This is a genomic window from Pseudomonas entomophila (assembly GCF_013523165.1).
Classification (GTDB): Bacteria; Pseudomonadota; Gammaproteobacteria; order Pseudomonadales; family Pseudomonadaceae; genus Aquipseudomonas; species Aquipseudomonas entomophila_A.
The window spans coordinates 24473-40235 of sequence record NZ_JAAMQI010000025.1; the positions used below are offsets into that span (position 1 = coordinate 24473).

General features: G+C 47.8%; 12 protein-coding genes. 11 read left to right on the plus strand and 1 reads right to left on the minus strand.

What is annotated here, in order from left to right; genetic code table 11:
• Positions 1–6: 6 nt before the first annotated feature.
• The 11 genes from tagD to G7Z99_RS17050 all read left to right on the plus strand — a co-directional run bounded on the left by tagD (position 7) and on the right by G7Z99_RS17050 (position 14564).
• Complete coding sequence (gene tagD / locus G7Z99_RS17000) at positions 7–414, plus strand: glycerol-3-phosphate cytidylyltransferase (RefSeq protein WP_144939136.1); 408 nt, start codon at positions 7–9, stop codon at positions 412–414.
• 29 nt (positions 415–443) lie between these two features.
• The gene (locus G7Z99_RS17005) at positions 444–4370 is read left to right on the plus strand and encodes a CDP-glycerol glycerophosphotransferase family protein (RefSeq protein WP_181095829.1); all 3927 of its coding nucleotides are present in this window, start codon (positions 444–446) and stop codon (positions 4368–4370) included.
• 15 nt (positions 4371–4385) lie between these two features.
• Positions 4386–6086 carry a hypothetical protein gene (locus G7Z99_RS17010; protein WP_181095831.1) on the plus strand — a complete coding sequence of 567 codons (1701 nt, stop codon included), beginning with the start codon at positions 4386–4388 and terminating at the stop codon, positions 6084–6086.
• Positions 6083–6460, plus strand: coding sequence for an HAD-IIIC family phosphatase (locus tag G7Z99_RS17015; protein WP_181095832.1), 378 nt, complete (start codon positions 6083–6085; stop codon positions 6458–6460). Before G7Z99_RS17010 ends, G7Z99_RS17015 begins: the two co-directional genes overlap by 4 nt.
• Positions 6457–8022, plus strand: a complete 1566-nt coding sequence (locus G7Z99_RS17020; RefSeq protein WP_181095833.1) for a hypothetical protein — start codon at positions 6457–6459, stop codon at positions 8020–8022. The genes G7Z99_RS17015 and G7Z99_RS17020 overlap by 4 nt, the downstream gene beginning before the upstream one ends.
• A 107-nt stretch (positions 8023–8129) precedes the next feature.
• On the plus strand, positions 8130–8735 hold the full coding sequence (locus tag G7Z99_RS17025; protein ID WP_258197064.1) for a capsular biosynthesis protein: 606 nt from the start codon (positions 8130–8132) through the stop codon (positions 8733–8735).
• A gap of 227 nt (positions 8736–8962) precedes the next feature.
• Entirely contained in the window at positions 8963–9994 is a 1032-nt protein-coding gene (locus G7Z99_RS17030) for a hypothetical protein (protein ID WP_181095835.1), read from the plus strand.
• A gap of 198 nt (positions 9995–10192) precedes the next feature.
• Entirely contained in the window at positions 10193–11074 is an 882-nt protein-coding gene (rfbA, locus tag G7Z99_RS17035; protein WP_181095836.1) for a glucose-1-phosphate thymidylyltransferase RfbA, read from the plus strand.
• Entirely contained in the window at positions 11074–11622 is a 549-nt protein-coding gene (gene rfbC / locus G7Z99_RS17040; protein ID WP_181095837.1) for a dTDP-4-dehydrorhamnose 3,5-epimerase, read from the plus strand. Before rfbA ends, rfbC begins: the two co-directional genes overlap by 1 nt.
• A 149-nt stretch (positions 11623–11771) precedes the next feature.
• Complete coding sequence (locus G7Z99_RS17045; RefSeq protein ID WP_181095838.1) at positions 11772–12881, plus strand: acyltransferase family protein; 1110 nt, start codon at positions 11772–11774, stop codon at positions 12879–12881.
• Between the two features lie 540 nt (positions 12882–13421).
• Positions 13422–14564, plus strand: a complete 1143-nt coding sequence (locus G7Z99_RS17050) for an acyltransferase family protein (RefSeq protein ID WP_181095840.1) — start codon at positions 13422–13424, stop codon at positions 14562–14564.
• 27 nt (positions 14565–14591) lie between these two features.
• Here the strand turns inward: G7Z99_RS17050 and G7Z99_RS17055 are convergent, their stop codons facing one another.
• Entirely contained in the window at positions 14592–15659 is a 1068-nt protein-coding gene (locus G7Z99_RS17055; protein WP_308812299.1) for an acyltransferase family protein, read from the minus strand.
• Positions 15660–15763: the final 104 nt, after the last annotated feature.

The following is a 15763-nucleotide window of genomic DNA, read 5'->3' on the forward strand; positions in this document are numbered from 1 at the left end:
GAAAAATTGAAAACGGTTATCACGTATGGAACATTCGACATTCTCCACCGGGGCCACATCAACCTGCTTAAAAGAGCCAGGGCACTAGGCGACAGACTAATCGTAGGTCTGTCGTCAGACGAATTTAATTCTGGCAAGCATAAGTCGTCTCTACTGAACTATGAAAATCGAAAGGTTGTTCTCGAATCTATCAGGTACGTAGACTTTGTATTCCCTGAAGAAAATTGGGAACAGAAATTTACGGACATTAAGAACTACGAAGCTCAAGTTTTCGTCATGGGCGATGACTGGGAAGGCAAATTTGATTTTCTCAAAGATCTTTGCGAAGTAGTATATCTGCCACGTACAGCAGCCATTTCGACTACAGAAATCAAAACTTCTTTGAACCACGAACGCGACGCTATCAAAAATTGAGAAACTCGACTAATACTCAGGTAACACACGTGAGCGCAGAAACCATCAAAGAAGAGCCGAAGACATCCGCAGTGCAGAGCCTGCTTATTAGAAGTGGCTATTTCTGCCCTGACTTCTACACTCAAAAATACGCTGATGTCGTCGCGGCCAAGATCAACCCTTTGCAGCACTACCTCACCTATGGTTGGTTGGAAAACCGACAGCCTAGTGAAAAGTTTGATCCAGATTTTTATAGAAGCACTTATAAAGACACGCCTAACGATACAAATCCTTTAATGGTTTTTTTCAAAGATGGCATATTAGATGGCAGAGTTGGCAATCTTGCGGACTTGAACGCAGCCGATATCTCCAAGCCCAGATCTGCAATTACCAACTTTTACCATGCCGTACACTTTCACAAGCAGCGGCAATGGCATCATGCTGAACAGTGGATTGCAAATGCTATATCCAAGGACGCCGAAAATTTAGAATACTTGTCTCTCCATGCTGATGTCTTGAGGAAACAAGCAAAGTGGTGGCAGAGGCTCGATACCTTACAACAATTGACCGTACTAGATCCTGAAAATCCTAGCTATTATGTAGAGCTAGCTGAAACTCAGGAAATGATGAAGTCGCATACAGAGGCTGCTAAATCATACAAAAAAGCACTGACGTATTTGCCGACTGACGCAAACCTGCACTATCGACTCGGGTATGTTTTGGAAACCCGTGGCCATGATGACCGCATTCACTTGGCTGGTTCAACGAAGCATTATGAGCTTGCGATAAGCCTGGACAATAAATTTGATAGCGCACTCTACGGAATTGGCACATTTCATCAAAGTTGCGGCAGGTGGACTGCAGCAATAAGCGCTTTCAAAAAGACCTTGAAAAAGAATTACGATAACGCAAAATTGCATTATCGGTTGGCCATGGCCTATGACCGCACTTATCAGTGGGAGCTAGCAGAAAAAAGCTATAGAAACGCAATCGCTTTAGACTCAAGCGATACATATTGGCATTACAGGCTAGGCTTTGTCTGTGAGCGACAGCATAAATATTCCAGCGCAGCCGAGGCGTACGGGTATGCTGCAAGCGCCCGACGTGATCACTCAGTCTATTGGCATTATCGTTGCGCGTATGCTTTAGAAAAAAGTGGACGTATCGAAGATGCGTGTAAAGAATATATAAAAACGCTGAAAAAGGATTCGACTGCCAGTCTAGCAAGAAAGGTATTGGACCAAGCTACCCATGCCGCACCGCTCGGCTCGACTTCTAAAACAAATGTTCCCCAAAGCTATAAAGCCAGCTTTGAAAAGGCCAAGCTTAAATCATCAGCGGCTATTAGCTTAGAGCTTGATGCTTCTGATTGTGGAACGTGGTGGAAAGTTGCCCAGAATTATATCGCAGACCACAATTACATCGATGCCATAGGCCATGTACGCCAAGCAATTGCAAGAAATGACTCACATGTGCCAGCCTGGCATTATATGTTGGGCTGCCTGCTTGTTAAAGAAGGAAGGCTAAGCGAGGCCTGCTCAGCATTCAGAAACATACGCATCATACAGGCCCCGTATGGCGCCCCTGAAAACCCATTGCAGGACGATAAGAATTTCAACAAATCTGCTGTCTACACAGAGTATTTTGAAAGAGAAACTTTAGACCAACGAATGGTTCTATTAGAAAGTTTCCATGGGGCATCCATCTCTTGCAACCCATATGCTATATTTACGAAAATGCTGGAATCTGAGAATTTCTCAGACTTTACTTATATCTGGGTAATTAACGATAAAAATAAAATCCCTAAACACATTAAGAAACTTAAAAATGTTATTTTTGTTAGCAGAGAAAGCGAAAACTATCTCTACTACCTAGCCAAGTCCAAGTACCTTATCAACAATAACACCTTCCCACCTTACTTCATCAAAAAGCTCGGACAAAAATACCTAAACACTTGGCATGGAACCCCGCTAAAAACTTTAGGCAAAGACATTCAGACTTCGCTTTTTGAACACAAAAATGCCGCAAGGAACTTTTTGCAAGCGACCGATATTATTGTACCCAATAATCATTCGGAAAAAGTACTTATTGATCAGCACGACATTAGACCAGGCCTAAGTGCAAACATCCTAAGAATGGGATACCCTAGAGTTGATTTAACGATCAACCCATCGCCTTTGGTACTGCAAAAGCTTAGAGAAGAGTTAGGCATAGCAAAAGACTTTAAAGTTATTTTCTATGCACCTACCTACCGAGGAAGCAGTATAGGTAACACCAACTCAGAGCTAGACGAGATAGAAACGGCCATCGAACTGATTGAAAACAGCCTAGATGGAAACTGCGTGTTGTTCTTTAAAGGACATCATATATTTGAAAAATCCATCCAAGAAAAAAATCCAAGAATTAATTTTTTACCCAGCCATATTGACACTAATCAGTTCTTGGCATTGACGGATATTTTAGTCACCGACTACTCGAGTGTAGCCATAGACTTTATCCCTACAGGCCGCCCAATTATTTTCTATGCTTACGACTATGAACAGTATCGTAAGGACAGAGGGCTTTACTTCGACCTGAAAGAATTTTATGGCGTATTCTGCACAACGCGTGAAAGTTTGAAGAGCTCATTGAATTCTTCGATCAACAATGCTAAAGCGGAAGATAAGAACAATGCAGCTCAAGAATTCTGTTCTCATGACAAAGGAAAATCTTCGCAAGAAATCATTGATTATTTCTTTTTTGAGAAAAACATTAGCCGCATTTGTGCTGCGCCAAACGAAACAATAAATATCGTTGCTTTTGCAGGCGCACTGATTCCAAACGGAATTACAACTTCCATAACCAATCTATCAAATGCGTTAGACTTTGAGAAATACTCACTGACCCTTGCAGTTGACCCAGGTTCTGTGGCCAATCATCCTGAACGTGTTCAGCAGATGAAAAACCTACACCCCAATGTAAATATCATTGCGAGAGTGGGTAGGCAGAATATGACCATTGAAGAAAAGTGGCTCAACGACTACTTTATGCGTGAGCACTCTCTGCCTACGCCGGAAATGAATGAGATTCTGCAGCGTTGTTATTTGCGCGAAAACATACGCATGTTTGGCAGAGCCAACTACGATTGCCTTGTTAACTTCGATGGTTATATTCGGTTCTGGGCATTACTCATGGCTCAGAAACCCTATCCTAACAATCAGAAAAGCATCGCATATCTGCATAACGATATGGTAGGTGAATGGACCAAACGCTTCCCTAACCTGGAAAGCATTTTTAATAACTACAAAGCCTATGATGTTCTGCTTTCTGTATCCAAAGCAACCAATGACTTAAACAAGCAAAATTTGCAGGAGCGCTTTTCTATTACGCCTGAGAAATTTGCATACTGTGACAACCTTATTGATACAGAAAAGGTTCTTCGACTGGCGGAAGAAAAAATCACGACCCCAGAAGAAGTATCCATCTTTTCAAGCGGTGATGAAATTTTCATTAATGTCGCTCGTCTTTCTGTTGAAAAAGGGCATGAAGACTTGATTTTAGGCTTTTACGAAGCTCAGAAAATAGCACCTAACATCAAGCTTGTCATCGTGGGCGATGGACCTTTGAAGCATAAGCTTCAGACCCTTATATCAAGCAAAGGGTTAAGCGGAAAAGTTTTCCTCTTAGGACGTAAAGACAATCCTTTTAAATACTTGAAGAAAGCAACCTGCTTTGTGTTTTCCTCTAAACACGAAGGCCAGGGCTTAGCAATTCTTGAAGCAATGATTTTAGGCCTGCCTGTCATTTGCACCAATTTCCCATGCGCCTATGATGTATTACAATCTGGGAAACTGGGCAGAATTATAGGCATGTCTGCTGAGGACATAGGAGCAGCAATCGTGGACTATACAAAAAATGGATTTGAATTCTCGAAATTTAACAATTCTATCTATCAGGCAGAAGCCATTAATAAATTCTATCAAGTGATAAATAATTAATAGATTGGATAAAAAATGAATTCTGCAAGATTTGACTCGATTGTTAAAAGACTCTCCAGCAGGTGGGAGTTTGATGCATTGTTGAATTTCTTCAGGGAAGAAGCTGAAGATTGCTCAAAGCATCTTGAATTTTGTGTGTTTTTAGCAGACATTGGACGACTGAGCGAACTGCACAGTTTTGTTTCGAAAGTAGGCTTGTACAATCTAAAGTCTATTGCAGACGATGAAAGCAATCCCTATGAAAAACGCGGAAATGCACAAGCGCTTTTGAAAATATATGAGCAAGAGATGCTCATGAACTTTGAACGGCAGATTAACTCCGCGCCAGGATTAGATGGAGAACTCCTCCGTCATACATCCTTCTCTGACAAGAGTATACTTTCTAACTTTATTGTCAGTAAGAAAGAAATAATTTTTCAAGCAGAACAAAATCCTAAAACCTTGATGTATCTGACTTATGCCTTAAACGAGTTAATGGAAAGCAACTCTTTAAGCTCATGCATAAAATTAATATTAGAAAACATTGAGACTTTTAAGAAAATTAGCGTTCTACGGAAAGCATACATTACTCAGCTCATCGCTAAAAATACCCTTTCCAATACAAACCTTATTACGTTCCCCAAAGTTGGATACAACGAACTACACAAGCTTCTAGGTATAGTTGTCGCACAAAAACAAAAAAAGGAAGATGGTGCTGCACGTCTGTATTCACTTATCTCTGACGTTATTCAACCAGAGCTTAAACGCACTTCTAGCATCAAGATTCTTGGCGCAGACGTCAAACCTCGTGTAGCCGTTTGTCTGTCGGGAATGTATCGCTGTGGCAACCTGGCTTTGGACAGCATTTATAAAAATGTAATCGAACCCTTAAATGCTGATGTTTTTTTCCATTCTTGGACCGAAATGCAGGTATGGCCAGGGCTGGGCGGGGCTGGAGATGATTGGCTTCTGAGAATCTTCAATAAAGACATGCTTTCCAAGTGCCCAAACGCCCTGCGCTCTAAGCGTTACTTCAAAACAAAGTTTCCACGCACTTACGAAATAATTGACACTCCAAAACAGGCAGTGTTTTCTGAGTCAATCCTGCCCAAGCATATCAAATTCGAGAAAATCTTACTTGAGGATTCCGACTGCTTGTTCGAAGAACATCCTGAGCACGCTGATAACTTCTTGTCTCTGGGAAGCTTAAACCAAGCAAAAATGCTCTATGGTATCTACAAATCTCATGAGCTAGCCGTTGCCCATGAAAAGAAAAATAATTTTCGATATGATTACATCGTGCGTTGCAGGCCGGATATTGGCATACATAACGCCTTAACCTATGAGGTCTTGGAGAAGTTGTCGCCTAACGAAGTTGGAATGGACTTCACTAAGGAGTATGGCCCTCAAGATCAATTTTGGTACGGTCCTCGAAAATCAGCTTTATCAATGGCTTCGCTCTGGAGCGCATCGCTTACGGCAAAAAGTCTTTCGCCATTCACTGAGTTCCCACAAATGAGGGCTCACGGGCTTATTTTCGGCTGGATGGCAGATAATCATCTTCAGCCGGTTCATACGCCTCTTAAGCGCGATATGAAAATGGCAACAGCAAGAGCCACCCCTCCAGATTTTTCGGGTGCTCTGGATTTAGACTTCTCAAATGAAGCGGCTGAATTCAGACAAAATGCAGAAGTAGCAAAATTCTTTAATGCTTTGGCGGGTTTTAATAAAGTATGAAACGCTTGATCATGGATTTGGATGACACTATATGCACCACTCAAAACGGTGACTATAAAAATAGCACGCCAAACCTGCATGTCATTGAAAAAATGCATTACTATAAAAACTTAGGCTTCACTATTGCGATTAGTACCAGTCGCAATATGAGAACCTATAAAGGCGACATAGGCAAGATAAATGCCAACACTTTGCCTATTATTATAGATTGGCTAGCTAAGCACTCAGTTCCATATGATGAAATTATCATGGCGAAGCCATGGTGCGGCATGGATGGCTTCTACGTTGACGACAAGGCGGTGCGTCCTTCAGAGTTCCGCGATAACTCCTACGAGCAAATTTTAGCCCTACTTGCGAAGGAGAAATCCAAATGATCCTAATCACGTCAGCAGCATATGTTGGCCCTGAATTTCAGGCAGAGTTTGGTAAATTGCCGCCGGCTTTCTTGCCGGTGGGCAACAAAAGACTTTTCAAATTTCAAGTAGCGGCCCTCAGCTCAGCGTTTCCCGATGAAGAGATTTGGTTAAGCACTCCTGAAAGCTATCATCTTTCAGCTCAAGATAATCATACACTTCAAGAACTAGAAGTACGCACTATAAGCGTGCCCGATGGTTTGACGCTGGCAGATTCTATACTCTTTTGTCTTAATGTCATCGAAACCCCAGACAAACAGATTCGAATTCTGCATGGGGATACATATCTTCCTGCAATCCCAAGCGGCGATAATATCCTGGCATTAGCATCTACTCAAGACTATTACAACTGGGAAGTTGAATCATCCGATACAAATAGCGAATCTGTGTGGTGCGGATATTTTTCTTTCTCTAACATCAGAGAACTTATAAAAAATCTCACCATCTGCCGTGGCGACTTTGTTAAAGCTGTTCGTATGTATGATCAGGTTTTAATGATGGAGAAATCTCAGTCAGAGCATTGGTTCGATCTTGGCCACATTAATACCTTTTACAAAACTCGGGCTAAAATTACCACCCAGCGGTCATTTAACGAATTAACCATCACTAATACGCACGTTTACAAAAGCGGCACACCTGGGTATAAAATTTCAGCAGAAGGCAACTGGTTTGCAAACTTACCGGTTTCGCTGAAAGGATTTGTCCCTCAACTCATGGGGCAAGGTTTTAATGAAGACCGCCCTTATTATGTGCTGGAATTTCTTTACTTAGCCCCTCTCAACGAGTTGTTAGTAAACGGAAACAACCCAGTTTTCTTTTGGAGAAAAGTTTTCAAGCACCTTAGCGCTTGGCTTCAGGCCTGCACTGAGAATTTTGACTCGCAATACATTTCAAAATTAAATCACGCTCGTCAAAGCTTATTCGCAGATAAAACCATTTCACGACTAACTGATTTCTGTCAAAAAATGGATTTTGATTTAACGTCCACAGTCACAGTGAATGGGCATAAAACACCTTCTATAAGCCAAGTCATGGATGAGTGCATCGCACTTGCCTTATCAAAAAAACCAATCCTTGGCATTCTGCATGGCGACTTATGTTTTAGCAATATACTCTATGACTCACGGGCTGATGCAGTAAAACTAATCGACCCTAGAGCAATTGATACTGAAAATAACTTCACTATGTACGGCGATGTTGCATACGATGTAGCCAAGTTGAATCATTCATTAATTGGACTGTATGACCACATCATTGCTGGCGCTTACCATCTAGAACATGATGGGAAGTTAAACTTTTCGCTAGAAATCCTCACAGATCAGCGCATTGCTAATATTCAAACAGCATATCTTCAAGAACCGCTTGTCGCCGGACTCTCTGCACTTGAATATATGCCACTTACGATTTTACTATTTTTGTCTATGCTACCTTTGCACGCCGACAACAAACCAAGACAACTGGCGCTCTTTGCAAACGCATTCCGCCTGTATAATGAATTCATTAATTCGGATAAAAACCTATGATCATAATACCAATGGTCGGCAAAAGCAGTCGCTTCTTTAAAGAGGGATACCTCGAACCTAAGTACAAGTTGCGAATAGGCGATTATACGGTTTTCGAACGATCCGTGATGTCCTTTGAGCAATATTTCGAAACCGAGAAGTTTTTATTTTTGGTGAGATCAGATTACTGTGCATCAGATTTTGTAAAGGACTCTTTAGATAAACTAGGAGTTAAAAACTCTTTGATCATTGAGTTCTCAGAGGAAACTGAGGGTCAAGCTGACACTGTGTATCAAGGTCTTCTCAGAGCAAGTGATTTCTGTAACGAAAAAGAGCCGATTTACATTTTCAACATTGATACATTTAGGCCGAATTTCAAAAAGTCTGAAAAAAGTACAGCTGATGGTTATTTAGAGGTTTTCCTCGGAGAGGGTGCGCATTGGTCGTTTGCCCTACCTGGAGAAAACTTCGACGTCTTAAAAACGGCAGAGAAAGAAAGAATTTCCGATCTTTGCAGTAATGGTCTTTATTATTTTAAAACACCTACACTATTTAAAGACGCTTTCGAAAACTCTGTTAGAAATAATTTGCGAGAAAAAGGTGAATTTTACATTGCACCACTCTACAACCATCTTATAAAAAATGGCAAATCCGTAAAATATGAATTAATCCCTAGCGAAGACATCGTATTTTGCGGAACACCTGATGAGTATAAAGCCATTATAAATTCGTAAACTCATATCTCATCTTTCTCAAATTGCACCTCAGCACATACACACTGAGGTGCAACGCATTAAAAACTTGAAAATTAAAAATGATTTTCATCTCCCTAAATATGCTGATAACAACCGAATAACCTTTGGGAAATAACATAAAGCACCTTTTTAGAAATCTTTTTGCACTACTTTGGCACATAGCTGTCTACTGGATACAGAGTAAAATTTGATACCCAGGAGGACATATGTCGAAACTTCCACACGCCATTTTTTTAGGAGCTGCCTCATTCTTGGCAAACTCTGGATGCTTCGCTAGCCAACCAAATCAGCCAGAAAACAATCAACTCACCCAGATTGTTAGCCAATTCAAAAAGTCCGTATCCAATAATATGGACTCTAATGTTCGCATACTTAAATCTCTTCAATTCATCTCTTCAAACTCTAAGATCGTGAATGAGCAAATTGGAGCCCCCTCTACGTATCCTCAGGGGTTCTACATCGATGAAAAAAATGATCTTATTTTTCTGTTAAGATATTCTAATAGTCACCCCTCCCGTGCTTTGATTGAAGAATATCAGTGGAGCTCTAGCAAATTAATTAACACTTATGTAATCCCTGAGCCACAGAATTCAGTCTCTGAATCAATAATTGTCGACCATGTGGGCGATCAACTCATTGCATATATAAGATCGGAGAACAAACTTGCGCAGTATGAACTCATCAAAGACTCAAGCCATATAGGCAGCACACGGAAAATTAGATCTCTATACGATAACGTCGCACAGAGCTTTTCCAGACTGAATCAACACTGGTATCTGGAAAAATACAAGACCCGTAGTGATTCACTAGGACAGAGTCGTGGCGAATACACTATTTTGGATAATGAATTCAAATATGTTGGCGATATTACCTTCCCAGCAGAGTATTCAGGCTATAGAGAATCTCAAAAGCTAAATATCCCTAAACATCAAGGCTTTGCCGCTGTCAATGACGGTTTTGTTATGTCCATGGGCGGGCATTGGTCAGACACCTCGAAGGCTACTCCTTATCATTATTACGGCATAAATTTCTTTGACAAGGCAGGAAACATTCAGAGTTCAAATTATGTCGCCCCCGAAAAATTGTTTAGTAAGTTCAAGGAATGGGGCATCAAGGCCGATACAACTGAAAATGAGGGGATCCAAGGTCTTAGTGATGGAAGCTTAGTAGTCATGCAAATTGCTCAGATAAAAGGAAAGCCCGGAGGGGAGATTCTCTTCATCAACTTTAAAATTTAGTTCCTCTATCTATTTGGAGGCGTGCCTTTCGTATAGAAGGCACGTCGCAGAGATCGACTAAGCTTATTACGTGATTTCCAGCTAGCAGATTTGTACCTTTCATCGATCTCAGTGCTAGAAACCTTTGCCTTCAATAGGCTAAACTGCATCCAAACTATAACTTACGGTTATCATTTTTCACTTTACATAGGACGCCATATGAGCCGCAAAGGCCTAATTTTAGCCGGTGGCTCCGGCACCCGCCTCCACCCCGCGACCCTCTCCGTCTCCAAACAGCTGCTGCCTGTATACGACAAACCGATGATCTACTACCCGCTCAGCACCCTGCTGCTCGCCGGTATCCGCGACATCCTGATCATCTCTACCCCTCAAGACACACCTCGCTTCCAGCAACTCCTCGGAGACGGCAGCCACTGGGGCCTAAACCTTGCCTACGCCGTACAGCCCAGCCCAGACGGCCTGGCCCAGGCATTCACAATCGGTGCTGACTTCATCGGCAATGATCCTTCCGCGCTGGTCCTGGGCGACAACATCTTCTACGGCCATGACTTCCAATCCCTGCTGCGCAATGCCAACGCGCGCGAACAAGGCGCCTCGGTGTTTGCCTACCACGTTCACGACCCTGAACGGTACGGTGTTGCTGACTTCGATCAACACGGTCGTGTTCTGTCGCTGGAAGAAAAGCCCGCCCACCCGAAGTCCAACTACGCGGTCACGGGTTTGTACTTCTATGACAATCAGGTCGTCGACTTGGCACGCAGCCTGCGCCCCTCGGCACGGGGTGAGCTGGAGATCACCGATCTGAACATGCTCTACCTGCAGCAGCAGAAGCTTCACGTCGAGATCATGGGCCGTGGCTACGCCTGGCTGGATACGGGCACGCATGACAGTCTTCTGGAGGCCGGCCAGTACATCGCCACCCTCGAACGCCGTCAGGGCCTCAAGGTCGCTTGCCCGGAAGAGATCTGCTATCGCGCTGGCTGGATCGATGCCGAACAGCTCGAGCGCCTGGCCCAGCCGTTGATCAAGAATGGCTACGGTCAATACCTGCAAAGTATCTTGAAAGAGAAGGTGTTCTGATGCAGGCCGTTCGCTTGGCGATCCCCGATGTCGTGCTGCTCACCCCGAAGGTCTTCGGCGACGACCGCGGCTTCTTCTACGAAAGCTTCAACGCACGCGCCTTCGAAGCCGCCACGGGCCTGAACCCGGACTTCGTGCAGGACAACCACTCCCGCTCGGTCAAGGGCGTCCTGCGTGGCCTGCACTACCAACTGGCACCCCACGCCCAGGGCAAGCTCGTGCGCGTGGTCCAGGGCGAGGTCTTCGACGTGGCAGTGGACATCCGCCGCTCCTCGCCGACCTTCGGCCAATGGGTCGGGGCCGTGCTGTCTGCCGAGAACAAGAACCAGCTGTGGATCCCGCCAGGGTTCGCACACGGCTTCGTCACCCTGAGCGACACTGCAGAGTTCCTCTACAAGACCACGGACGTCTACTCGCCCGAATGCGAACGCTGCATCGCCTGGGATGATCCGACCATCGCCATCGACTGGCCCATCGATTACGCCCCCAGCCTGTCCGGCAAGGACCAACTGGGCGTGGCGTTGACCGAGGCCGACGTCTTCGAGTGACGAGCAGCGGGGCTGTGGCATCTGTCGCAGCCCTGCTTCATCAGCGACGCTCCTTTTTTATGCCGTTTCACAAACTCAGGGCTCGCATTGACAGGGTCTTGCGCAGGGTGCCAGCATTTCCCTCTTTGTACCCGCCAGTGACCCCGCACATGCCTGCTGCATCCCCCTCGAACGAACGGCTGTATACCCTGGATACCCTGCGCGGTCTCGCTGCGCTCAGTGTCGTGTTCTGGCATTGGCAACACTTTTTCTACATAGGTGACAGCCCGGCCGCCTTCGAGGTCGCGCGCCAGCCTTTTTTCAGCCTGCTCACACCGCTCTACCATTACGGAGGGCTGGCGGTGCAGCTGTTCTTCTCCATCTCGGGGTTCGTGTTCTTCTGGCTGTTCGCCCAGCGCGTGGCGGCCAGACGCATCAGCGTGCGCAGCTTCGTCGTGGACCGGTTCAGCCGCCTCTATCCGCTGCACCTGCTCACCCTGGGCGGGGTCGCCGTGCTCCAAGGCCTCTACTCCACAGGCCATGGCAGTTATTTCGTCTACCCGTTCAACGACGCCTACCATGCCGTGCTCAACCTGCTGCTCGCACCCGCCTGGGGCTTTGAGCAGGGCTGGTCGTACAATGCGCCCATCTGGTCGGTCTCGATCGAGGTCCTGCTGTATGCCTTGTTCTTCATCATCTGCCTGGCCGGCCGTTGGCGTTGGCTGCTGGCGGCCATTGCCTGTGGTGCAGGGTTCATGCTGTACCCAGGCAGCTACAAGATCGGCAGTGGGTTGCTGTGCTTCTTCGCCGGCGGGCTGGCCTATGGCGTGCTCTGGCAACTGCGATGCGGATGCGGTTCGGGCCTTGCGTTGCTGGTGTGTGGCTGCATCGCGTCAGGTGCGTGGGCCTCGCAACTCTGGCTGTGCGATACGCTCAACGTCTACCTAGTGATGGGCCTGTGCTTTCCTGCCACCCTGGCCACGCTGGCAGGTGCCGGGCTGCATTGGCCCGGGCTGTGGCGCAGTACCGGCTGGATCGGTGATGTGAGCTACTCCTCCTACCTGCTGCACTTTCCACTGCAGATCGTGTTTGCGTTGGTCTTCGACCGTCTGGGCTTCGATCGTGCGGTCTTCTATCAGCCTTGGGTGATGCTGTCGTTCTTCATGGTGCTCGTGCCCATGAGCCTGGCCTGCCATCGGTGGGTCGAGCGTCCGGCGCAACGCTGGTTACGCAACAGTCGCCTGGCGGGTGTACATCGACCAGCCCAGGGCGCTGTCTAGTTCTGGGGTGCATGGCGGCCCTGTCATCGAGGTCGCGCTGGTGTGGCCTGGGTGCGAGCCATAACCTTGCTCGATGAGAAGCTCCTGTCGCTCAGGGGCTGCGCTTTCGTGCAGAGAACGTGGTAATAGTCGTTAGGGCTCAGAAGTTATGTTGATGATCGAATTCTGGGGCCGCTTTGCGGCCCATCGCGGCCGGTCCGGCGCCCCGGCAGGGGCCGCTCCTACAGGTGACTGCGATAGCCTGCAACCCCGCAGTGGGGCTACGGGTGTGAGCGGCCCTGAAATCGGTTAGCAATGAAGCTCCGAATCCTGCCAGCTATCGCCATGTTCTCTGCGCGACAGCGCGGCGCCAAGGCGGCGGGCGGACTCCCACAGGCAATCGCGTTCTTCTGTAAGACCCAGTGACGCTACGGGTTTTTCGTGGCTCGCTTACGTCTTATCGCAGGGCACACTCGGATTAAACCCTGGTCATGGTCGGCCAAGTCAACAGGCCATGTCCTGAGGTGATGTTACAATCGCATCACTTCAGGGGGAACATCCATGCCACACGCTTCGAACCGGGCTCTCTTCGCCAATCAGCTTAGGGGATTGGCGGTAATTGCCGTCTTGGTCGTGCATTGGTGCGGCGTCTACTGGTTCGCCAGGGACACGGTGGCCTCCTATATCCATGCACCTCTCTTGGAAGGCGCGCCTCCGAGCATGATCTTCTGGCTCACGCCACCGACCTTCAACTATGGTCCCTTTGGCGTTTCCATATTCTTTTTGATCAGTGGTTTCGTCATCCCCTTCTCGCTCAATCGATTGGCGCCTGGGCCTTTTCTGGTAGCGCGCCTGTTGAGGATCTACCCGACCTACATCGCCGCCTCACTGATCATGCTGGCGCTGGTCTACCTGTCGAGCCGCTACTGGGGCCAAGCCTTCTCGATGCCACTGGATCGTCTGTTGGCCAACCTGCTGCTCATTCAGGACAACGTGTCTTCACCCTCGATCGACCTGGTGAACTGGACGCTGTCCATCGAAATCAAGTTCTACCTCATCGCCGCGCTGCTTTATCGATCGATCAAAGCCGGCAACAGCTACCCCATCTTTCTGTTCTCGGTATTCGTGCTGGCCGCCTGCGAGGCGCTGCCTCACCTGGTAACCGGGGGGGCGATCCCCGTCGTCCTGATCGAATCACTGAAGACCGAGCTGATGTGCGTGATCTTCATGTTCATCGGCACCGGGTTCTACCATCACTACACCGGCACCTACACGAACCGCCAGCTCGCCACATACGTTGCGATCCTGCTTACCGTGTTCCTCATCTGCTGGCCTCATACCCAATGGCTGGCTCAGATCCCCAACGTTCCGCAGAACTATGTATACGGGCTCGTCGTGTTCACGGTGAGCTACATGTTCCGTCGCCACTTCCGACCGATCGCACCGCTCGATTTCATTGCCAACATCAGCTATTCCATCTATGTGCTGCATTCGATCATTGGCTATCTGTCGATGCGCGTGCTGATGGACCAAGGTCTGTCGTTCCTCATGTCTGCGCTTCTGACGCTGGCCTTCGTGCTGGTACTGGCCTATGGGCTGCATCGCTTCGTGGAGGTCCCTACGATGCATTGGGGCAAACGTCTCTTCCGTCAGCCAATTGCGCCTAGCACACCGTCGCAAGAGCACACGACGTCGGCCACATAGCCTCGCATGCGTTCCGCGTGTCGTAGCTTACTTCTCGTCGGCCATGGCACGTGGATAGCTGTCTTCCTTGCTCGACGAGGGCGTCGCCTGGCTGGGCAGTTTTGTCCTGAAGCGCTCCCACACAGGCCGCTCGATCCCATAGTGGAACGCACCGGCCAGCAGTAATGATCCCAGCAACACCAGCCCTACCCTCGCGCTGCTCGATAGCGCATAGGGCTCCAACAACCAGATCATCGAGAAGTGGAACACGAACACACCGTACGACAGGGTGCCGGCATGCCGTTGAAGCGTATTCAGTCGCCCCGTGAACCGAAAGCCGGACAGCCATATGGTAAGCGGCAGCCCTATGAGGTAACCCACCGCCACCTCATGGTCGAAGGGGCGCCGAATACCCTTCATCTGCAAGACCACGACATACGTCAGCAAGGCGATCCAGAGCGCGACCAGGGCCAGGTTGCCCAGGCGCGAGCGTTTTTCGATCGCCACGCCGCTCAGGAAGATGAACAGCACGCCGAACAAGAGCCGATAACCGTAGATGTCGATGTTCAAATATTCGTATTGCGCGAGCGCGAACACCACGACACTCCCGGCTGCTGCCAGGATGCCTAGCCAGGGCAATAGCATGAGCAGGGGCAGAAGGAGGTAGAACTGCAGCTCTGCGCCCAGTGACCATGCAGGCGGAATCAACATGAAGCGGTCGATGCCTGTCCACATGTAGTAGTTCAAGGGGATGATCGTCAGGTTGCTGACCCACTGCGCAAACCCTGGCGTCTTGCTGAGAAAGTGGGACTGCGTACCCATTGCCCACAGCGACCCACTGACCAGCAGTGCGCACAGGTACAACGGGAAGATACGCAAGGCGCGGTCCTTGTAGAACCAGCCCAGGGAAGGCAACAGTCGGTCATGCGGGCGGCGCGCCCAGAGTTTCGCGACCACATGCCCGGCCAGCATGTAGAAGATCACTACCGATCCTACGCCGACGTTCCAGCCTTTGAAGTCGATGCCCATGTGGCTTATAGCCACCAAGCTCGCCAGCAGCAACCTCAATAACCCCATTTTCACGCAGCCTTGTAGGAAATTTCCACAGGGCGGCATTCTACTGACATTGTGAGGGGGCTGGCATCTGAAGAGGATCTCGGACGGTAAGCCCGTACGACGAGCATAAAGCCTGCCCCAGCCTTGGGGCAGGCTCTGCCTAT

Coding starts and splice junctions, on each gene's coding strand:
- G7Z99_RS17055 (WP_308812299.1), bottom strand. CDS start 15,659: ATGCCGCCCTGTGGAAATTTCCTACAAGGCTGCGTGAAAATGGGGTTA.
- G7Z99_RS17050 (WP_181095840.1), top strand. CDS start 13,422: ATGCCACACGCTTCGAACCGGGCTCTCTTCGCCAATCAGCTTAGGGGA.
- G7Z99_RS17045 (WP_181095838.1), top strand. CDS start 11,772: ATGCCTGCTGCATCCCCCTCGAACGAACGGCTGTATACCCTGGATACC.
- rfbA (WP_181095836.1), top strand. CDS start 10,193: ATGAGCCGCAAAGGCCTAATTTTAGCCGGTGGCTCCGGCACCCGCCTC.
- G7Z99_RS17015 (WP_181095832.1), top strand. CDS start 6,083: ATGAAACGCTTGATCATGGATTTGGATGACACTATATGCACCACTCAA.
- G7Z99_RS17020 (WP_181095833.1), top strand. CDS start 6,457: ATGATCCTAATCACGTCAGCAGCATATGTTGGCCCTGAATTTCAGGCA.
- rfbC (WP_181095837.1), top strand. CDS start 11,074: ATGCAGGCCGTTCGCTTGGCGATCCCCGATGTCGTGCTGCTCACCCCG.
- G7Z99_RS17030 (WP_181095835.1), top strand. CDS start 8,963: ATGTCGAAACTTCCACACGCCATTTTTTTAGGAGCTGCCTCATTCTTG.
- G7Z99_RS17025 (WP_258197064.1), top strand. CDS start 8,130: ATGTCCTTTGAGCAATATTTCGAAACCGAGAAGTTTTTATTTTTGGTG.
- G7Z99_RS17010 (WP_181095831.1), top strand. CDS start 4,386: ATGAATTCTGCAAGATTTGACTCGATTGTTAAAAGACTCTCCAGCAGG.